Below are 22,304 nucleotides of genomic sequence, written 5' to 3'. Positions count from 1 at the left end.
TCAATAATCAATTTTTTATGAAAAAATTAAATCTACTTTTTACAGTAGTAGTATTTCTATTGGCTAATAGTTTGTTATTCTCTCAAGCAGCAGCTGATAAGCTTTATTTGTCTTCTGCTCAAACAGGACGTATTTATGATATAACAACAGCGCCGGCAAATGCTGCGACTGCAATTGCTTTACCATCTCCAATAATTACTCCTGGTGTGCCAGGAAACCCTGCAGCTAATGCAAATGCAAGTAACCTAGCGGTGGGGTATGACGTTCAAGGTGGCAATTCCAATAGTATTGTTTTTTTGCAGTCTAATACGGATCCGGCTACGAATGCTACAATTTATAAAAACGGAGTGGCTATCAGTGGGACTACGATGCCTACTGGTATTACAATTGGTGGTATTGCAACAAACAACGTTCCGGGTACATACTTAGGAAGAACTTACGGTTTTTCCTCTGGGACAAAAACTCTTTATCCTATATATCCTTCTGGGGCTGCTATCAATGTTACAGGAGATGCAGAATGGACAAATGGAGCGACGGTAGGTACGGATACCTTTTTTGATTATCAAAATAATATCTACATGTTTATTAATTTCCCAGCAACTAATCCTACAGCTAGATATTTATATAAAATTACGCCAGAAGGTGTAGCTAGTAAAGCATCTCCAGCTATTACTGGTGTTGCTGGAACAGCTTTGACATCTATCCAAGGTATGGCATACCTACAAGGCTATGTATATGTTGCCACTGCAACAGCTACACCAACGATTGAAGTTCGCAGAATAAATATTTTTAACGGAACTTCAGCTTTATTTGCAACGTATTCAATTGCTGGTCAGTCAAACTTAGATCTAGCAACAGTTCCATATTATGTTCCTTTCCAATTTACCTGCGGAGGAATTACACAAACTTCTAGTGTGCCATTTGTTAGAAACGTTGCTAGTAATGGACAAAAATTTTTAAACATTCCAATTAACAGCGTATACGCAGATGGTACTTATACGATCAATATTATAGGTACAAACTTTAATAGTTCATCAACTGTCAATATTACATCTTCAACAACTTCTATCCAAGTTCCTTTAGTTTATAATGGTGGTGGAGCTGCAGGTGTAAGAACTCTTCAGGTTAATTTAAATGGTAGTACGACTGCGTGTAGTGTCAACGTATTAGTTGACGAGGATACAGATGGCGACGGTATTGGTAACTCAGAAGATTTAGATGATGACAATGATGGGATTCTGGATACTGTAGAAGATGCTTGTGCAACAGAAGGAATACCAATTTTGACTGAAACTTTTGGAACTGGTGCAAGGACAAATGATCCTTATGTATTACGCCATGGATATACAGCTACTGGAACTATTAATGATGGGTTTTATGCGGTTACTAATTCTCCTGATGCAACAGATACTTGGAACAAAACAGATCTTACGGGTAATTTAGATGCTGGTAATCCAAATATTGGCGCTGGTTCTACAACCGGACGTTATCTTATGATTAATGTAGGTCCAAACCTATTAAATCAAGCTATTTACAGACGTACACTTCCAGTTACTAATGGAACAAGATATCGTTTCAGAATTGATATGGCTGGCCTTACTAATGGTACTGCAGATATCCCAAATCTTCAGCTTGCTATAAAAGACACCAATGGTAACATTCTTGCATCAGCCAATTCGGGTCAAATTGGAATGGCGAATGATGATGTTTGGAGAAGATTAATCCTAAATTTTGTTGCTTCAACAAGTAATGTTGTTTTAGAAATTGTTAACCTTCAGCCAAATGGTAACAATGGTAATGATATTGGCATAGATAATATTGTTGTGGTTCCTATAACTATTTGTGATACAGATGGAGATGGGATTCCTAACTCTCAGGATTTGGATTCTGATAACGATCTTTGCTTTGATGCTATTGAAGGTAGTGAAAATGTACTTCCAGGTCAATTGAATGCCAATGGAAGTATCAATACCACAACAACTGGTGGACTAGGCTCTACTCCTGGAGTTAATTATGGAGTTCCTAATCTTGTGAACCCTGGCGGAGCAGCAGATACGGGAAGCAATGTTGGACAAGGTATAGGAGACTCTCAAAATCTTTTATTAAATATTCAATGTATAGATACAGATGGTGATGGTTTGCCAGATAATATTGATCTTGATGATGATAATGATGGTATTTTGGATTGTGTTGAAAAAGGATTTGCGCCAAATTCTTCGGTTACTACTATTTTTAAATTTAACGGAAGTACTTCTCAAATCAGTTCAAATGAATTAAGATTAACTCCAGATGCAGGTAGTCAAAGCGGTAATGCTTGGAGTTATGGTAAAGTAGATTTTGCTAGAAGCTTTACGGTCTCATATAGTGCGTATTTTGGCACAAAAGATGCAACTGGCGCAGATGGTATTGCAACTGTATTCCATAACTCACCTCAAGGCATCAATGCTACTGGAGCTATTGGTTTGGGTATGGGTGCACAAGGAATTGCCAATGGTATTGTATTAGAGATTGACACTTTTGATAACGGTACAGGGGTTGGAGATATCGGTAATGACCACGGTCAGATTTGGGTAGCTAACAATCAGAGTGGTGCTGGTTTGTTAACCACTGCTAAGGATCTAGGAAATGTTGAAGATGGTGCCTATCATAATATTGTTGTGAATTGGAACTTTGCTACTAAAACTTTATCATTTACTTTAGATGGTATCAACGCAGGTACATACACTTTTCCTCAAAACACTCCGATTACAAGTTATTTTGGAGGTGTAAGCAAGGTTTATTTTGGATATACAGCATCTACCGGAGATTCTACTAATGATCAAAGAGTAAGATTTAATAATTTCTGTTCAGATTTACCACTTGAACTGGATTCAGATAATGACGGAACGCCTAATCATTTAGAAGTAGATTCAGATAATGATGGTTGTGCAGATGCGTTGGAGGGGTCAGAATTTGTGAGAAGAACTCACATCCATTCATTATCTCTACCTACAACAGATGCGAATTATCCTTACCGTGGTCAAATTAAAGTGACTTATAATGGCACAACAACGGGTACTCCGGCTCAAATCATTAGTACATCTACGGGGGCTAACGGAGTTCCTCAATTGGTGAATATTGCAGGAAGTAACTTGAATACAAATACAAACCCATCCAACTTAGCAGGTATTTCTGATAATACAGATGGAACGGCTGACATTGGTCAAAATTTTGGAAGTTCTCAAGATAGTCTTGTAAGAGATCCAGATTGTGATCGGTGTTTCCGCCCTGCTACTACTACAGGAACAACATTGCCTACTAATCACGGTATTACTGCTCTTGCTAGAGCTGGAGGTAATACTGGTAATTGGCCAGTTAGAGTGAACGGAGCATATACAGTGCTAGATGCGAAAACAAAAGGTTTCGTTATCAACAGAGTTCCTACTTCTGCATTGACCTCTATTATTGGAGTAGCAGGAATGATGGTGTATGACACAACTGTCAATTGTCTTAAGATTTATGACGGGACATCTTGGAACTGTTATACTAAACAAACTTGTAATGATTCAAATCCATAATTAAGATGAAAACATATATAACATCTCTAATAATTTTAGTTTCGAGCCTTAGTTTTGCTCAAGTTACCATTGGAAAATCAAGCCCATATACAGCTGCTAATGCCACAGTGTCCTTAGAATTTGGAAATGCAACTGGAGGCGTGAGAGGAGTTGTACTACCTTGGGTAACGGCTGCCACAGGAGTTACATCTGCTGTTCCTGGAACTATAATTTTTGATAGTGCGGATCAAAAAGTTAAATTTGGAACTGCAGTTACAGCTAATGCAACGGCTGTGACTAGCTGGGGAGATTTGTCAGCTGGGGCCTATGCGCCAACAACAGCCAACGTTCCAGATACTAATACTGAGAATGCAACAGCAAAAACTTTGATTGGTGGAACGCCTGCTACAGATACAACTTCTGGGATTTTGGTCTTAGGAGACGCGAATAAAGCGATGGTTTTACCGAGAGTTAGTTCTCACACAGATATCGTCAATCCAGCAGCTGGAATGATGGTCTATGTAACCGGAACCCAGCAATTGGCTTTGTACAACGGTAGAGAATGGACTTTCTGGACCAAGCCTTAAGATTTTTAAATCTAAATATTTCTAAACCACTTCTTTGTGAAGTGGTTTTTTTGTATATGTCAATTATTTTATATAAATTTGCAAATCTTTTGGCGCTAATAATTTCATATATTGTAATCAATTTATAACTCTTTCATTTTATGGAAGGGAATTTCTTGTTTATATATATTATTCCGTCATTAGATATAAAAATATTTTGCATTACGCCGTGAAAAGATATACCGGTGTTGCAGTTAGAGAAGATTGATAATTAGGGATTTAAGGTTTATTCTGATAGCGCCAAAAATCAAAAAACCTGAATCTTTATTTTAAATCTAGTCTGATATTTTTTAAAACAAAATATTTTTTAACCCTTTTTCTTATAATTTTATGAGTAAAACACAGGCCGCTCCTAAAGTTCAAGGTACTGAGAGAATCAACTTTTCGTCAGCGAAAGGTAGAATTGATACACCTGACTTTTTGGACATCCAAATCCAGTCTTTCAAGGAGTTTTTCCAGTTAGACACGCTTCCTGAGCAACGTTTGAATGAATCACTTTACAAAACGTTCCAGGAAAATTTCCCAATTACAGACTCTAGAAACCAATTCGTTTTAGAATTTCTAGATTATCTGGTAGATTCTCCACGTTATTCTATCGATGAGTGCGTAGAGAGAGGTTTAACGTATAACGTTCCTCTAAAAGCTAGACTTAAATTGTATTGTACAGATCCGGAACACGAAGATTTCCAGACTGTTGTTCAAGATGTTTATTTAGGTCCGGTTCCTTATATGACGCCGTCTGGTTCATTCATTATCAATGGAGCAGAGCGTGTGATCGTAACTCAGTTACACAGGTCTCCAGGTGTATTCTTCGGACAGACTTACCACGCCAACGGAACTAAACTTTACTATTCAAGAATTATCCCTTTCAAAGGATCTTGGATGGAATTTACAACTGACATCAACAGCGTAATGTACGCGTATATCGACCGTAAGAAAAAATTACCTTTAACAACATTACTAAGAGCGATTGGTTATGAGTCTGATAAAGAAATTCTTCAGATTTTTGACTTGGCAGAAGAAGTGAAAGTTTCTAAAGCTGCTCTTAAAAAAGTAGAAGGTAGAACTTTGGCTGCGAGAGTATTGAACACTTGGTTCGAGGATTTCGTAGACGAGGATACAGGTGAGGTTGTTTCTATCGAAAGAAACGAAATCATCTTGGATAGAGAAACTATTCTTGAAAAAGAACACCTTGATGTTATCTTAGATTCTGGAGTTAAGTCAATCTTGATTCACAAAGAAAATTCTAACGAGTTCTCTATCATCCAAAATACTTTACAAAAAGATCCAACCAACTCAGAAAAAGAAGCGGTTGAATATATCTACCGTCAGTTAAGAAATGCTGATGCACCGGATGAGGAAACTGCAAGAGGAATTATTGAAAAATTATTCTTCTCAGAGCAGAGATATTCATTAGGGGAAGTTGGTCGTTACAGATTGAACAAAAAATTAGGTCTTAATATTTCTGAGGATAATCAAGTTTTGACGAAAGAAGATATCATCTCTATCGTAAAACATTTGATCGAATTGGTTAATTCTAAGGCTGAAGTTGATGATATCGACCACTTGTCAAACAGAAGAATCAAGACTGTTGGGGAGCAATTATCAGGACAGTTTGGTGTAGGTCTTTCTAGAATTGCTAGAACGATCAAAGAAAGAATGAACGTTAGAGATAACGAAATCTTTACACCAGTTGATTTGGTTAATGCTAAGACTTTGACGTCTGTTATCAACTCATTCTTCGGTACCAACCAGCTTTCTCAGTTTATGGATCAAACCAACCCACTATCAGAAATCACGCATAAGCGTAGACTTTCTGCACTAGGACCTGGTGGTTTATCTAGAGAAAGAGCAGGTTTCGAGGTTCGTGACGTTCACCATACGCACTATGGTCGTATTTGTCCAATTGAAACTCCGGAAGGACCAAACATTGGTTTGATTTCTTCTTTGGGTATGTATGCGAAAATCAATACTTTAGGTTTCATCGAAACGCCATATAGAAAAGTTGAAAACGGTAAGGTAGATTTACAATCTGCACCAACTTATCTTAATGCTGAAGATGAGGAATACAAAGTAATTGCTCAAGCGAACGTTGGAATGAATGACGATGGTAGTATCAATACAGACAGAGTTATTGCTCGTCTTGATGGAGATTACCCAGTTGTTGAGCCTCAGCAAGTAGATTTGATTGATGTTGCTCCTAACCAGATTTCTGGTATTTCTGCATCATTGATTCCTTTCCTAGAGCACGATGATGCGAACAGAGCATTGATGGGATCGAATATGATGCGTCAGGCTGTTCCATTATTGAAACCTCAGGCACCAATCGTAGGTACTGGTTTGGAAAAACAAGTAGCTAGAGATTCTAGAATCTTGATTAATGCTGAAGGTACTGGTGTTGTAGAATATGTAGATGCTGAAAGAATTGTTATTAAGTATGAAAGAAGTGAGGAAGACGATTTAGTTAACTTCGATTCTGCTACTAAAACTTATAAACTGACTAAGTTCAGAAAAACCAACCAAAGTACGACTATTACATTGAGACCAAATGTAAGAGTAGGTGATACAGTGGAAAAAGGTCAGGTTCTTTGCGATGGTTATGCTACTGAAAACGGAGAATTGGCTCTTGGTAGAAACCTGGTAGTTGCGTTTATGCCTTGGAAAGGATATAACTTCGAGGATGCAATCGTAATCAACGAAAAAGTAGTTCGTGAGGACTGGTTTACTTCAATCCACGTGGATGAATATTCACTAGAAGTTCGTGATACCAAATTAGGTATGGAAGAATTGACAGCTGATATTCCAAACGTTTCTGAAGAAGCTACAAAAGATCTTGATGAGAACGGTATGATCCGTATCGGAGCAGAGGTTAAGCCTGGTGATATCCTTATCGGAAAAATCACACCAAAAGGTGAATCTGATCCAACGCCGGAAGAAAAACTTCTTAGAGCAATCTTCGGAGACAAAGCTGGTGATGTAAAAGATGCTTCATTGAAAGCTGATTCTTCTCTTAGAGGAGTTGTTATCAACAAAAAATTGTTCTCTAGAAACATCAAAGACAAAAAGAAAAGAAGCGAAGAGAAAATCAAGTTGGAAGAAATCGAAAATACTTACAAAAATAAGTTTGACGATCTTAGAAATACTTTGATTGAAAAATTGAATACTCTAGTTTCTGGTAAAACTTCTCAAGGTGTGAAAAATGACCTAGAAGAAGAAGTTATCGGTAAAGGAACTAAGTTCACTTTGAAATTGCTTCAATCTGTTGAGGATTATGTAAACATCAGTGGTGCAGATTGGACTGTTGATGCTGACAAAAACGAATGGATCAAACAATTGATTCATAATTATAAGATTAAATACAATGATCTTTCGGGAGTTAAAAACCGTGAGAAATTTGCATTGTCAATCGGAGACGAGTTACCAGCAGGTATTATCAAATTAGCTAAAGTTTACATCGCTAAGAAACGTAAATTGAATGTTGGTGATAAAATGGCGGGTCGTCACGGTAATAAAGGTATCGTTTCAAGAATTGTTCGTGAAGAAGATATGCCATTCCTAGAAGACGGAACACCAGTAGATATCGTTCTGAATCCACTTGGGGTACCTTCTCGTATGAACATCGGTCAGATCTACGAAACTGTTCTTGGATGGGCTGGTAGAAAATTAGGATTAAAATTCGCTACGCCAATCTTTGATGGAGCTAGTTTAGAGCAGATTACAGAATATACAGACCAAGCAGGTCTTCCTAAATTCGGTCACACTCACCTTTATGATGGTGGAACTGGAGAGAGATTTACTCAGGCTGCAACAGTTGGTATTATCTATATGTTGAAACTAGGTCACATGGTAGATGACAAAATGCACGCACGTTCTATCGGACCATACTCATTGATTACGCAACAGCCATTAGGAGGTAAAGCGCAATTTGGAGGTCAGAGATTTGGAGAGATGGAGGTTTGGGCTCTAGAAGCATTTGGTGCTTCCAATATCTTGAGAGAAATCTTGACTGTAAAGTCGGATGACGTGATTGGTAGAGCAAAAACTTACGAAGCGATTGCGAAAGGAGAAGCAATGCCAGAACCTGGTATTCCGGAATCTTTCAACGTATTACTTCACGAGTTACAAGGTCTTGGACTTGATGTAAGACTTGAAGAGTAATTTTAAATTTTAAATGATAAATTTTAGATGATTTTAGTTTCTATGCCTCTGCGTTTAATCTAAAATCTAAAATCTAAAATCTAAAATCTGATTCAAAAATGTCAAATAAAAATAAAACAAGTCGATTTAATAAAATCACTATTGGTTTAGCTTCACCAGAATCTATTCTTCAGGAATCGAGAGGAGAAGTTCTAAAACCAGAAACGATCAACTATCGTACGCACAAACCAGAAAGAGACGGTTTGTTCTGCGAGAAGATCTTCGGTCCTGTAAAAGACTACGAGTGTGCTTGTGGAAAATACAAAAGAATCCGTTACAAAGGGATTGTTTGTGATAGATGTGGTGTAGAAGTTACAGAGAAAAAAGTACGTAGAGAAAGAATCGGACACATTGGTTTGGTTGTTCCTGTAGCGCACATCTGGTACTTCCGTTCTTTACCGAACAAAATTGGTTATCTATTGGGTATTCCTTCCAAGAAATTGGATATGATCATCTATTATGAGAGATATGTTGTTATTCAGCAAGGTATCGCTAAGAAAGCAGATGGTTCAGATTTCGATGATAAAGAATTCCTTACAGAAGAAGAATATCTTGATGTTTTGGAAACTCTTCCTATCGAGAACCAATATCTTGATGACTCTGATCCGAACAAATTTGTTGCGAAAATGGGAGCAGAAGCTGTTGAAGAATTGTTGAAGAGAATCGACCTAGATTCTTTATCATTTGATCTAAGACACAAAGCTCACAATGAGTCTTCAAAGCAAAGAAGAACAGAAGCGCTTAAGAGATTGAACGTGGTAGAAGCATTGAGAGGTGCTAATACAAGAATGATCAACAGACCAGAATGGATGATTATGCGTGTTCTTCCTATCATACCCCCAGAACTAAGACCATTGGTTCCATTGGATGGAGGACGTTTCGCAACTTCCGATCTTAATGATCTTTACAGAAGAGTAATTATCAGAAACAACCGTTTGAAGAGACTATTGGAGATCAAAGCTCCAGAAGTAATCTTGAGAAACGAGAAGCGTATGCTTCAGGAATCTGTAGATTCATTATTCGATAATACAAGAAAATCTTCTGCTGTAAAATCTGAATCAAACAGACCATTGAAATCTCTTTCAGATTCATTGAAAGGTAAGCAAGGTCGTTTCCGTCAGAACTTATTAGGAAAAAGGGTAGATTACTCGGCTCGTTCGGTTATTGTTGTAGGTCCTAGCTTACAATTGCACGAGTGTGGTCTTCCAAAAGATATGGCTGCAGAACTTTACAAACCGTTTATCATTAGAAAACTAATCGAGAGAGGGATTGTAAAAACTGTAAAATCAGCTAAAAGAATCATCGATAGAAAAGAGCCTGTAGTTTATGATATCCTAGAAAACGTGATGAAAGGTCACCCAGTTCTTTTGAACAGAGCGCCTACGCTTCACAGACTTGGTATCCAAGCGTTCCAGCCTAAGATGATCGAAGGTAAGGCAATCCAACTTCACCCATTGGTAACAACGGCTTTCAACGCCGATTTCGATGGGGATCAGATGGCGGTTCACTTACCATTAGGTCCAGAAGCTATTTTGGAAGCTCAACTACTGATGTTAGGTTCTCAGAATATCTTGAACCCTGCGAATGGTTCTCCAATTACGGTACCATCTCAGGACATGGTTTTGGGTCTATATTTTATGACCAAAGAAGCTCATTCTACTGACGAGAACAAAATCCAAGGTGAAGGTCTTGCTTTCTATTCTCCGGAAGAAGTAGAAATCGCTTATGCAGAAGGGAAAGTTTCTCTTAACGCAAAAGTAAGATGTCGTCTTCCAGTAAAAGAAAATGGAGAAATCGTAACAAGATTGTTGAATACAACTGTTGGTAGAATTTTGTTCAACCAGATTGTACCAGTACAAGTTGGATATATTGACGAGTTATTGACTAAGAAATCTCTTAGAAATGTAATTGGTCAGATTTTGGCAGATACGGATTTCCCAACTACTGTTAAGTTCTTGGATGATATGAAAAACCTTGGTTATGCAAACGCATTCAAAGGAGGTCTTTCATTCTCTCTAGGAGATATCGTAATTCCTGCTGAGAAAAAAGGAATGATTGCTACAGCGGTTGAGAACGTAGACGAAATTAAGGCTAACTATAACATGGGTCTTATTACAGATACAGAGCGTTATAATCAGGTAATCGACGTTTGGACTAATACCAACGCAGGTCTTACCGAAATGATTATGAGCAGAATGAAGTCTGATCAAGGTGGATTCAACTCTGTATTTATGATGCTGGATTCTGGTGCGAGGGGTTCTAAGGAGCAGATCCGTCAGCTATCTGGTATGAGAGGTTTGATGGCAAAACCACAAAAAGCTGGTTCTGTTGGAGCTGAGATTATTGAAAACCCGATTGTTGCGAACTTTAAAGAAGGTTTGTCGATTTTGGAGTACTTTATCTCTACCCACGGTGCTCGTAAGGGTCTTGCGGATACCGCTCTTAAAACAGCCGATGCTGGTTACTTGACCAGAAGATTGGTAGACGTTGCACAAGATGTTATCATTACTGAGGACGATTGTGGAACTTTGAGAGGTACAGAAATTACTGCACTTAAGAAAAATGATGATATCGTTGAAAGAATCTCTGACAGAATTCTTGGTAGAGTTTCTCTTCACAACGTTTATCACCCAGAAACCGATGAGTTGTTGGCTAATGCAGACGAGTTAATTGTTGAAGCTGTTGCAAAACAAATCGAGGAAGCTGGAATCGAAGCTGTAGAAGTTCGTTCTCCATTAACTTGTGAAACTAAAAAAGGTATCTGTGCAAAATGTTACGGTCGTAACCTTGCAACAGGTAAAGGAATCCATATGGGAGAAGCTGTAGGTGTTATCGCTGCACAGTCTATTGGTGAGCCGGGAACTCAGTTAACATTGAGAACTTTCCACCAAGGGGGTACTGCAAGTAACATTTCAGAAAATCCAAGTATCGTTGCAAAACGTGATGGTATTGTTGAGATGGATGAGGTTAGAACTATTAAATCTGAGGATGAGGATGGAAATTCAGCGGATATCGTTGTATCTCGTTCAACTGAATTTAGATTGGTAGCAGATAACGAAGCTAGAACACCAATTATGATTGCTAACGTTCCTTATGGATCTGTATTGTCTGTTAAGCCAGGTGATAAAGTGAAAAAAGGAGATCTTATTGCGAAATGGGATCCATATAACGCGGTTATCATTGCAGAAACTTCTGGTAAGGTAGAGTATGAGGATATTATCCAAGGTATCTCTTTCGTATTGGAGATTGATGAGCAAACAGGATTCGAAGAGAAAGTAATCTCTGAATCTAGAAATAAAAAAGCGGTTCCAACATTGAAAGTTGTAGATGCGAAAGGCGTAGAGCAAAAAGCTTACAACTTACCGGTAGGTGCCCACCTTATGGTTAACGATGGTGAAAAGATCAAGGCTGGTAAAGTCCTAATCAAGATTCCAAGAAAATCTGCAAAAGCAGGGGATATCACCGGAGGTCTTCCAAGAGTTACCGAATTATTCGAAGCTAGAAACCCTTCTAATCCAGCTGTAGTTACAGAGATTGATGGTGTAGTTTCTTACGGTAAGATCAAGAGAGGTAACCGTGAGCTTATCGTTGAGGCTAAAACTGGAGAGATCAAGAAATATTTGGTTAAATTATCTAACCAGATCTTGGTTCAGGAAAATGACTTCGTGTATGCTGGTGGTCCACTTTCTGATGGTTCTATCACGCCAGACGATATCTTAAGAATCAAAGGTCCAACTGCGGTTCAGGAATATTTGGTTAATGAGATTCAGGAAGTTTACCGTCTTCAAGGGGTGAAGATCGATGACAAACACTTCGAGATTATTGTTCGTCAGATGATGACAAAAGTATCGATTGTGGATGGAGGAGATACTCAGTTCCTGGAAGGAGCATTGGAGCACAAATTCGATTTCTTGGAAGAGAACAACAGAGTTTTCGGACTGAAAGTTGTTACCGAGCCGGGAGATTCTAAAGTATTCCAAGCAGGACAGATGATCACTGCAAGAGAATTGAGAGACGAGAATTCTAAATTGAAGAGAGAAGATCAAGTTTTGGTACAAGTTAGAGAAGCGCTTCCTGCAACTGCAACACCAGTATTGCAAGGTATTACAAGAGCAGCGTTACAGACCAAGTCATTTATGTCTGCAGCGTCATTCCAGGAAACAACTAAGGTTCTTAACGAAGCGGCGGTATCTGGAAAAATCGACTTCTTGACAGGTCTTAAAGAAAATGTAATTGTAGGACACAGAATCCCTGCAGGTACAGGTCTTAAAGATTACCAAAACGTAATCGTAGGTTCTAGAAAAGAATTCGAAGATATTAACTAAGACTTTAGATAATAGACTGATAGATAATAGATTTTAATTTAATAATAATTTCTCTTGTCTATTAGTCTATCATCTATTATCTTGCAATCTATAATTTAAAATATTAAAACAAAAAATGGACAATAATCAAAACCAAGATCCAAACAACATCAACATCGAACTTAATGAAGTTGTAGCAGCAGGAGTTTATGTGAACTTAGCTTTAGTAAACCATTCACCTTCAGAATTCGTATTGGATTTCATCCAATTGATGCCAGGTGTACAACAAGCGAAAGTAAGATCTAGAGTTATCGTAGCACCTCTTCACGCAAAAAGAGTTTTGGCTGCACTTCAGCAAAATGTTGCTAACTATGAGCAGCAGTTTGGTGAGATCAAAGAAGTTGAGCCTTTCGTATTAGGAGGTAACAACGTTCAAGCTTAAGATATTCTTAAACATATAAAATCCCGTTTCATTTAATTGAATCGGGATTTTTTTTAGGTTTAATATTTTATTAACTCAACATTTTTTCCAGTTGGACTCTCACAAACTACCTTTGCCAAAATTTTTATAATGAAGAAGATATTAGTATTTCTGCAGCTATTTTTATCATTAATGATATTCTCTCAGAAAGGAATTGTAGATACAGCTCAGGTTGTAATTCCGGATCGATTTAATAATACAGAAGCAATGCAGAAACCTTATGTTATTATGATTTCTACAGATGGTTTCAGAAGTGATTATACTAAAAAATACAATGCAGAGAATCTTCTGAAATATTCTAAAGGAGGTGTTCAGGCAAAAGCAATGTTGCCAAGTTATCCGAGCATTACTTTTCCCAATCATTGGACTTTGATTACGGGTTTATATCCATCTCATCACGGTTTGATAGATAACTTTTTCTACGATTATAAAAGAAAAGAACCTTACGCAATGAGCAATCGCAAGAATGCAGAGGACGGCTCTTGGTACGGCGGAATTCCTTTGTGGAGTCTGGCAGAAAAACAAAATATGGTTAGTGCTTCTTTGCAATGGGTAGGTTCTGCTAGTGATGCAGGCGGCATTAGACCGACTTACTATTATCCTTATCACGAGAAATTTTCGCCTTCAGAAAAAGTCAGTAAAGTGATTAATTGGTTAAAGCTTCCGGAAGAGAAACGTCCGCATTTTATCTCCTTATATTTTCCTGAAGTAGACGGTGCCGGACATCATTACGGCCCAGAAGCAAAAGAAACTGAAATGGCTGTTCATTTGATTGATAATGCCATTGGAGAGTTAGTCCAAAAAGTTAATGATTTGGGATTGGAGAATGTCAACTTTGTTTTTGTTTCAGACCACGGGATGATACAGGTTGATGGTGGAAATCCGCTCGAGATTCCTTCTGTTTTGTTGGATAAGAATAGATTTGATTATTATAATTCTCAGACTTTGCTAAGAGTTTATGTTAAAAATCCTAATGAGGTTAAGTCAGTTTACAAGGAATTGAAAGCCACTAAAACCGACGATTATGAAGTTTATTTGGATAAAAGATTACCAAAATACCTTCATTTCGCGACAAGAGATGATAAGTACAATAGAATCGGACAAATTATATTAATCCCAAAAGCGCCGAAGATATTCTTAGAAAAAGGAAGAAAAACATCAGTTGGAAAACACGGTTATAACCCAAGAATTGTCCCTGAAATGAAAGCGACTTTCTTCGCTTGGGGACCAGAGTTCAAAAATAATTTGGTAATTGATGAGTTTGAGAATATCAATGTTTATCCTTTGGTTGCTGAGATTCTAGACTTGAAAATCAATGATAAGATTGATGGAAAATTGAAGGTTTTGAAGCCAATTTTAAAAAATAAAAAGTAATTAAGATTTAAAATAATAAAATCAGCGGGTGAAAAACTCGCTGATTTTATTTTGTGTCAATTCGGAAAAGGAATATTAAGCATTATATCGATTAGCAAATTCTTCCGCAAAATTCTCCAATTTAACTTCGCCCTCCACAACAGAACCATTGTCAATGAATTCTTTTTAAATATTATAGTTATTAAAGATAAAGACAGTTCTGCCATTCAGCAGAATAAAAAATATGCATTAGATTCTTGTCTTGTAACGATTGTTATGGAGAAAATCGGCGGATTTTGGAAACCTAATTTTGTCTAAATTTTGACCTGAGAAATTTCTAAAACAAAAAGAGAGAACACCAGCCGATGTTCTCTCTTTTTTATGATTTGAATTAAAATTAATTCTTCAAACTCTTCATATCGATCACGAATCTGTACTTCACATCACTTTTCAGCATTCTCTCATAAGCATCATTGATGTCTTGGATGTTGATGATTTCTATGTCAGAAACAATATTCTTTTCGCCACAGAAATCCAACATCTCTTGAGTTTCTTTGATGCCGCCAATCAATGAACCAGCAACAGAACGTCTTTTGGAGATCATCGGCCTTGTACTAACCGCATTATTTTCAAATTCTCCAATAAGACCTACCAGGACTAATGTTCCGTCTAGGGTCAAAGTATTCATATAAGGATTGATGTCATGCTCATAAGGAACAGTATCGATAATCAAATCAAACTTATTGAAAACAGATTTCATTTGATCCTCGTCTGTAGAGATAACAACGTGGTCTGCACCCAGTTGTTTGGCATCGTCTGTTTTCCCAGGAGTTCTGGAGAACAAAGTAACTTCTGCACCCAAACCTTTTGCCAATTTGATTGCCATATGACCTAAGCCTCCCAAACCTACAACAGCAACTTTAGAGTTTTCTGTCACATTCCAATGTTTAAGCGGTGACCAAGTCGTGATTCCGGCACAAAGAAGCGGTGCAGCAGCAGCCATATCAAGATTCTCCGGAAGGCTTAACACAAAATGCTCATCTACAACCACAGACTCAGAGTAACCTCCGAATGTTCTGGTTTCTTTAAAGTATTTGTCTTTTCCGTTGTAAGTTCCTGTAAAGCCATTTTCACAGAATTGCTCCAAATCCTGCTCACAGCTATGACAAGTTCTGCAAGAATCTACCATACAACCTACGGCGACTAGATCTCCAACTTTGAATTTGGTAACATCGCTTCCTACTTGCAATACTTTTCCTACAATCTCGTGTCCTGGAACTGCTGGGTAAACCGTTCCGCCCCAGTCGTTTCTTGCTGTATGAAGGTCAGAATGGCAAACGCCACAGTAATAGATATCGATTTCGATGTCTTTTGGCTGAACTTCTCTTCTTTCAATCGTTAATAGTTTCAGATCGTTTTCGGCAGCTTGCGTTCCGAACGCTTTTATTTTTGTTGTGTTCATTTTTTTTGAATATTTTTATAGGGTCAAATTTATTTTTAATGAAGTTGTTTGTTAATAGGTATTATCCTGTTTTTATTAATGTTTATACGATTTGGATTTTATACTTGTTGTTTTTCGCATCTTTTCGCTATTCTCCAACCATTCTTTTTGAAATAAAAACTGTTCCATTTGAAACGATTAATGAGTATTCTACAAATGTGATCAGGTTTGATAAAATAGCGGCTGTCAAAAATATTTTAGGAAACATTATTTTATTTGTTCCTTATGGTTTTCTTGGGATTATTTATCCAAAACTAAATCAATTTAAATGGTTATTACTATCATTTTTCCTGATAATCAACATTGTCGAGTTTTCTCAATTCTATTTCAAAAGAGGTTATGCAGATGTAGACGATGTAATCCTTAACACTTTTGGTGCTTTAATAGGCTTTCTCATTTACAAAAAATGGTTTTTCATCAAGGGCAGATAACTTTCATTTCTGTTCTTCTATTGGTTTGATGTTGTTCTTCTGAACAATCTATGCCATTAGTGCATTGATTCAGAAGCCGAGTTTCACCATATCCGATTGGCTTTAGTCTTGTGTTACTTATTCCTTTGGAAACTAAATAATCCACTGCTGCATTGGCACGATTCTGCGAAAGTGTTTTATTATAATCATCAGAAGCTCGCGAGTCTGTATGAGAAAATAATTCTACGCTAATTTTGGGATTATCTTTCATAAACTGAACCAGCTTATTTAGTTCTGCCTTTGCATCTTCGCGGATAAAATATTTATCAAGGTCGTAATGAATATTCTTCAGGTTAATTTGCTTTCCACACGTTGTTTCTTCCATACAAACTTGGAGATTTAGAAAAAGTGTATTCGTTCTATCTACTTTTTTAGAAGTCACCATTTCTGTTTGGGAAAAGTAATTTCCTTTTTTACCATAAATAGTATAAGTCGAATTCTTGTTTGCTTTGAAATAAAATTTTCCGTCAGCATCTGTCTTTATTTCGTGATAGATTTCAGTTTCATTATTTTTTATAATAACAGTTACGTCTCGTAAAGGATTTTTAGAATTACAAATATTCACCTGACCTTTCACAAAGAACATTTCAGCATCGGTTGATATCTCTTTTTTGATGGTAGAATTTCTTACAAATTCATCTTTGTCTGCTTTATTGGAGATGAGGTCTATATTATAAAGACTTCCTTTGATTTCGTAATTATCTGGTTTGATATTTTTGAAAAAAGCGACACCCTGCGAATTGGTTCTTGCAAAATAAATACGTTTCCCGTTTTTAAAAAGTTCTACAAAGGTATCAGGCAAAATTAAACCCGTTTCTTTATCTCGAGCAATAACTGATAAACCATAATTAGGTCCAGAACTATCAGTCGGAATTCTAAAAGTCAAACCAGCAAAAACTCCAGCTGAATGGATCTCATGTTCAAGACTTTTATTTCTGATTTCAAGAGCTGAAGGATTGATATTATAACGATTGTTGTTTTCCGTAAAAGGAATATATCCCGCAACAGAATTATTTTTAATTTGATCATTAGCTTTAAAATGCTGAATATAATAACCACCAATATTCAGCCCAACATATTCTGAAAAAAACCAATTCAATTCAATCTGACCTTTTCCCGTTAGAATGTTTTTTTCGTTGTATCCATTATGAAAATTAAGAGTGTAATTATTTGCCATTACTGATGTTTCACCACCTTGGATATTAGAAATTCCGCCTTTTAATTTAAAAGCTAGACTCAGATTATCATTAATCACATATCGGAAGTTGGGACCAATTCCAAGAAATAACCTTTCAACATTATTCTCATTTAAATGGATATTAGAAAGTGGAGTAGTTCCGTTGTATAAATTTTCTGTTGGATAAATATTCTTCGGTGTGTTTTTAAGATAATCGAAATCAAATCCAAGTCCAATCCAGTTGAAATAATAGTCAAAAGAGGTTCCTAGATTTAGATTGTACTTGTAATCTATGAATTTGGTTTGATTGTCATATGAAGGAAAATCCAAGCCGCCTCTCAGAGAAATATTTAGCTGTTGGTTATCGTACAAAGAATTCCTGAATTGACCGTTGATAGCTTGGAATAAAATGATAAAAACTAAAGTAATTAATTTTCCCATAATTTAATTTTCTTGGTTACGGCAAATTTATGCAACTGAAAGATAAATTAAAAAATGCCGGCTAAAAAACCGGCAATATATTTTAAAAACTAAACTTACTGTTTGATGATCTGTGTGATTTTCTGTGTGTTATCATCCAAAAGATATCTCATTAGATATTTTCCCGGACGTAATTTGTCCAGCCTCAACTCGGCATTGTTACTGTTTATTGTATATTCTGCAACCTGTGCACCCAAAATCGAAAAGAAAGTGACGGTTTTGATTTTAGCAGAATCATCTTTTGATTTTAGGATTAGGACATCTTTTGTAGGATTTGGATAAGCTACAAGAATACCGTCATCCGATCTTTGTCCTCCGATGATACGAGTAGACTGAGCCTTCATTTCTCCCGAAAATCCAATTGAAACTACCGTAAATATAATAAAGAATAGAAATTTTTTCATTCGCTTTAGTCTGTACTTAAACAATTACCTACAAATATATTTTAAATAATTTTTATATGCAATAGCCTATCCGCGAAAGTATAAGTAAATTTGCATAAATAATTTTTATCAAGATGATTTCAAGAAACAGAAGACTAAGAGCCAACGATTCTATCAGAAGTCTAGTTCGTGAAACTAACCTTACAACAAACGATTTGGTGTTGCCAATGTTTGTTATGGAAGGTAATAACAAAAAAGAAGCCATTTCCTCGATGCCTGGTGTTTTTAGGCAAAGTTTAGATTTAACCGTACAAACTGTTAAAGAAAATTATGATTTGGGAATCAAGGCGGTCAATCTTTATATGAAGGTTGCAGATAACTTGAAAGATAATACAGGAAAAGAAGCTTGGAATCCAAACGGATTGATGCAAACCACTATCAAAGCTATCAAAGATGCAGTTCCTGGAGTTGTAATAATGCCCGATGTAGCGCTGGATCCATATTCAATGTATGGTCACGACGGGATTATCAAAAATGGAAAAATCGACAACGATTCTACGGTAGAAGCACTCACAAAAATGGGAATTTCACTAGCAGAAGCTGGAGCAGACATTTTAGCACCAAGCGATATGATGGACGGCCGCGTTTTGGCAATGCGAGAAGGTTTGGAAGAGAACGGATTTACAGATGTTGGAATTTTATCTTATGCAGCCAAATATGCAAGTGCTTTTTATGGACCTTTCAGAAGTGCTTTGGACAGTGCGCCTGTTGATGCCCAAGAAATTCCTGCTGACAAAAAAACTTACCAGATGGATTTTCACAACTCACGCGAAGCGATTGATGAAGCATTGAGAGATGTAGAAGAAGGCGCAGATATCATTATGATAAAACCTGGAATGCCTTATCTGGATATCGTTTCAAAAATCCGTGAACTCATCACGCAACCCATCGCTGTTTATCAAGTCAGTGGAGAATATGCAATGCTGAAAGCGGCTGCCCAAAACGGTTGGTTAGATAATGATAAAGTATTGCTAGAAAGTTTAACCAGCATCAAACGCGCCGGTGCAGATATGATTTTCACTTATGCTGCACCAGAAGTTGCCAAACTTTTGAACAAATAAAATTTTTAGGAGCTATTTCCCGCTTTTCACTATATCTTTTTTTGTTTAGAAAGTTTTAGTCATAAACAACAAATTTTCAGTAAAACAAAAAAAGGATGCCGTTGCAATCGGGGCTATGGATTTTGTCAGTCAAACAACTTTTGTCAAAAAATTAAGAATGGATTTTAGAATCAGAAAATCAACATAGTATTTGTCATTCCGTAGGAATCCAATAGTTTGGATTCCTACGGAATGACAATATTGTGCAATTATTCTAACGAAAATTTTCTCTATTTCTTTGATGTCTTTTACGCCTTTGCGAACTTTAAAATGTTTTCAATAATTGTAAAAAAATCTTTGCGGACTTTGCGTTAAAAAATAATTACAAATCTTCCTCGCCCAAACTCTGAGGAAGATTTTTTTTGTTCTTAATGCCAAGATTTTTCAACTTTTGAGTCTGGATAATCAGATTGTCATTACCAGAACTCAATTGTTTAAAAGCATCATTGTAAGAATTTTTTGCTTGGTCAATATTTTTTCCAACTCTTTCCAGATTCTCCACAAATCCAACAAATTTATCATACAATTTGGCGCCTCTATCCGCAATTTCCATTGCATTCCGATTCTGATGTTCCCGTTTCCAAAGGTCTTGAACTAACTTGAGAGAAGTAATCAAATTAGTTGGACTTAATAATAAGATTCGTTTATCATACGCAAAATTCCAAAGATTCGGGTCTGCTTGTAAAGCAGCAATATAAGCAGCTTCACTTGGGATAAACATCATCACAAAATCCAAACTTTTATCAAAATCATCATAAGCTTTCTGACTCAGTTGATTAATGTGATTTTTCACCGATTGAAGATGAAGATTCTGTTTTTGAGTGAATAATTCTGAATTAGTTTCATCCGTCATTTCAACAAAAGCCGTCAAAGAAACTTTACTGTCAATAATCACATTTCTGTTGTCTGGATATTTTACAACAGCATCTGGACGCATTTTTTTACCAGAAAATTCAGAGAAAATGGCTTTGTTGTTTTCATCTCGCAGTTCGTGTTCCAGAAAATATTCCTGATTTTTTCTCAAACCAGATTTTTCCAAAATACTTTCCAAGATCATTTCGCCCCAGTTTCCCTGTGTTTTGCTTTCGCCTTTCAAAGCTCTTGTCAATTGTTTGGCATCTTCAGAAATTTGTTGATTGAGGTCTTTCAGTTCTCTTACTTTTTCACCAAGAGAGAAACGTTCTTTCGCTTCTTTATCGTAAGTTTCATTCACCGTATTTTTCAACTCATTGATTTTTTCCTGAAAAGGTTCCAGAATAGTTTTGAGTTGATTTTGATTAAGCTGCGTGAATTTCTTAGACTTCTCTTCCAAAATTTGATTCGCCGTTTTCTCAAATTGCAAACGAGTCGTTTCCTGAAGTTTTAAAAATTCATCTTTTTGATTTTCAAGTTGGTCTTGCAGATTTTTATAATGAGCATTCAGTTCAGCATTCGTGAAAAGTAATTCCTCTTTACTTCTTTGAATAATGGAAATTTCATTTGTTAAATTAGAATTTGAAAGTTTTACTTCCTCAATTTTTTGTTGGTAATGATTCTCATTTTCTTGTGAACGGATTAATTTTTCATTCAGAGTTTCAACCGTTTTTTTACTGACAAACAAAGATTTCATCAAAAGAAAAACAATAATTCCCCCGATGATTCCTCCAACAAATACATAAATAATCTCCATTTTAATCTTCGTTATTTCTCACAATTTTAAAATAACTTTCGTTCATAAAATTGAGCTTTTCCGTAATTTACTTTTCGTTTGCTAATTTGGCTTTTGATTCAACTAATTCGTTTTTATCTTTTTCAGAAAGTTCCGGGAATTTCAAATTCATTTCTTCCATTGCATCAATGATAATTTGAATGGCAGCAACTCTGGAAAACCACTTTTGGTCAGCGGGAATTACGAACCAAGGCGCAGAATCTGTTGAGGTTTCATGGATAGCTTGCTCATAAGCTTTTTGGTAGTCTTCCCAAAAGCCACGTTCCGTAATGTCAGCAGAAGAGAATTTCCAGTTTTTATCATCCTCATTGATTCTGTCTAGAAAACGTTGCTTTTGTTCTTCTTTAGAAACATTCAGGAAAATTTTGACAATTTTGGTTCCGTTGTTAGCCAGATGCTTTTCAAAATTCCGGATACTTTCATATCGGTTTTCCCAGAATTTTTTGTCAAATTGTTTTACATCTGTCCATACTTTTTCGCTGAGATTATACTCTGGATGAACTTTACAGACCAAAACACTTTCGTAATGCGAACGGTTGAAAATTCCGATTTTTCCCTTAGCTGGAAGCGCTAAATAATGTCGCCATATAAAATCATGAGAATATTCTTTTGTGCTCGGACCTTTGAAGCTTGTTACCTCACAACCTTGTGGATTCACGCCCCCGAAAACGTGTTCTATCAAACTGTCTTTTCCTGCTGCATCCATTGCTTGTAGAACAATTAATAAAGATTGACTTCCGTCTGCGTATAGTTTTTCCTGTAATAATCTGAGTTTATTTTTTTCAATTTCGAGAAGTTGTTTCGCTTCATCTTTATTGATTTTTCCTTTATAACTGGTATTATGTTTTTTGATCTCGAATTTTGAATTTTCTTTAATCAAAAAGTCGTCTGAAAAATTGTAATCCATAAAAATTGATTTATTGTAAAG

The 22,304-nt window shown here is 36.5% G+C and carries 13 protein-coding genes; 8 read left to right on the top strand and 5 right to left on the bottom strand.

What is annotated here, in order from left to right; genetic code table 11:
* Positions 1–59 precede the first annotated feature (59 nt).
* The 6 genes from V7P73_RS07090 (at position 60) to V7P73_RS07065 (ending at position 14,518) form a co-directional block, all read left to right on the top strand.
* Positions 60–3,557, top strand: a complete 3,498-nt coding sequence (locus V7P73_RS07090; protein WP_333852230.1) for a lectin-like domain-containing protein — start codon at positions 60–62, stop codon at positions 3,555–3,557.
* Positions 3,558–3,562: 5 nt separating this feature from the next.
* On the top strand, positions 3,563–4,123 hold the full coding sequence (locus V7P73_RS07085) for a hypothetical protein (RefSeq protein ID WP_333852228.1): 561 nt from the start codon (positions 3,563–3,565) through the stop codon (positions 4,121–4,123).
* 369 nt (positions 4,124–4,492) lie between these two features.
* Positions 4,493–8,320 (top strand): DNA-directed RNA polymerase subunit beta, encoded by a 3,828-nt coding sequence (rpoB, locus tag V7P73_RS07080; protein WP_333852227.1) that lies wholly within the window; start codon positions 4,493–4,495, stop codon positions 8,318–8,320.
* Positions 8,321–8,418: 98 nt separating this feature from the next.
* Positions 8,419–12,684, top strand: coding sequence for a DNA-directed RNA polymerase subunit beta' (gene rpoC / locus V7P73_RS07075; RefSeq protein ID WP_333852226.1), 4,266 nt, complete (start codon positions 8,419–8,421; stop codon positions 12,682–12,684).
* A gap of 115 nt (positions 12,685–12,799) precedes the next feature.
* Positions 12,800–13,105, top strand: coding sequence for a DUF3467 domain-containing protein (locus V7P73_RS07070; protein WP_027384121.1), 306 nt, complete (start codon positions 12,800–12,802; stop codon positions 13,103–13,105).
* A 129-nt stretch (positions 13,106–13,234) separates the two neighbouring features.
* A complete protein-coding gene (locus V7P73_RS07065; protein WP_333852225.1) occupies positions 13,235–14,518 on the top strand; it encodes an alkaline phosphatase family protein in 1,284 nt (427 codons plus the stop codon).
* 376 nt (positions 14,519–14,894) lie between these two features.
* Here V7P73_RS07065 and V7P73_RS07060 read toward each other — a convergent pair whose 3' ends face one another.
* Positions 14,895–15,959 (bottom strand): NAD(P)-dependent alcohol dehydrogenase, encoded by a 1,065-nt coding sequence (locus V7P73_RS07060; RefSeq protein ID WP_333852224.1) that lies wholly within the window; start codon positions 15,957–15,959, stop codon positions 14,895–14,897.
* A gap of 38 nt (positions 15,960–15,997) precedes the next feature.
* Here V7P73_RS07060 and V7P73_RS07055 point away from each other — a divergent pair, with 38 nt between their 5' ends.
* The gene (locus V7P73_RS07055; RefSeq protein WP_333852223.1) at positions 15,998–16,429 is read left to right on the top strand and encodes a VanZ family protein; all 432 of its coding nucleotides are present in this window, start codon (positions 15,998–16,000) and stop codon (positions 16,427–16,429) included.
* Here the strand turns inward: V7P73_RS07055 and V7P73_RS07050 are convergent.
* A complete protein-coding gene (locus tag V7P73_RS07050; RefSeq protein ID WP_333852222.1) occupies positions 16,416–18,086 on the bottom strand; it encodes an OmpA family protein in 1,671 nt (556 codons plus the stop codon). The genes V7P73_RS07055 and V7P73_RS07050 overlap by 14 nt on opposite strands.
* Positions 18,087–18,181: 95 nt before the next feature.
* Positions 18,182–18,529 (bottom strand): T9SS type A sorting domain-containing protein, encoded by a 348-nt coding sequence (locus tag V7P73_RS07045; protein ID WP_089769807.1) that lies wholly within the window; start codon positions 18,527–18,529, stop codon positions 18,182–18,184.
* A gap of 107 nt (positions 18,530–18,636) precedes the next feature.
* Here V7P73_RS07045 and hemB point away from each other — a divergent pair, with 107 nt between their 5' ends.
* Positions 18,637–19,629 carry a porphobilinogen synthase gene (hemB, locus tag V7P73_RS07040; protein ID WP_333852675.1) on the top strand — a complete coding sequence of 331 codons (993 nt, stop codon included), beginning with the start codon at positions 18,637–18,639 and terminating at the stop codon, positions 19,627–19,629.
* A gap of 361 nt (positions 19,630–19,990) precedes the next feature.
* Here hemB and V7P73_RS07035 read toward each other — a convergent pair whose 3' ends face one another.
* Entirely contained in the window at positions 19,991–21,337 is a 1,347-nt protein-coding gene (locus tag V7P73_RS07035) for a DNA recombination protein RmuC (RefSeq protein ID WP_333852221.1), read from the bottom strand.
* A 67-nt stretch (positions 21,338–21,404) separates the two neighbouring features.
* Complete coding sequence (locus V7P73_RS07030) at positions 21,405–22,283, bottom strand: polyphosphate kinase 2 family protein (RefSeq protein WP_333852220.1); 879 nt, start codon at positions 22,281–22,283, stop codon at positions 21,405–21,407.
* Between the last annotated feature and the right edge of the window lie 21 nt (positions 22,284–22,304).

Origin of the sequence: Epilithonimonas sp., from assembly GCF_036780765.1 — a bacterium.
Lineage (GTDB): Bacteria > Bacteroidota > Bacteroidia > Flavobacteriales > Weeksellaceae > Epilithonimonas.
The sequence above is the reverse complement of the archived record's forward strand: the minus strand, read 5'-3'. Positions and strand labels throughout refer to the sequence as shown.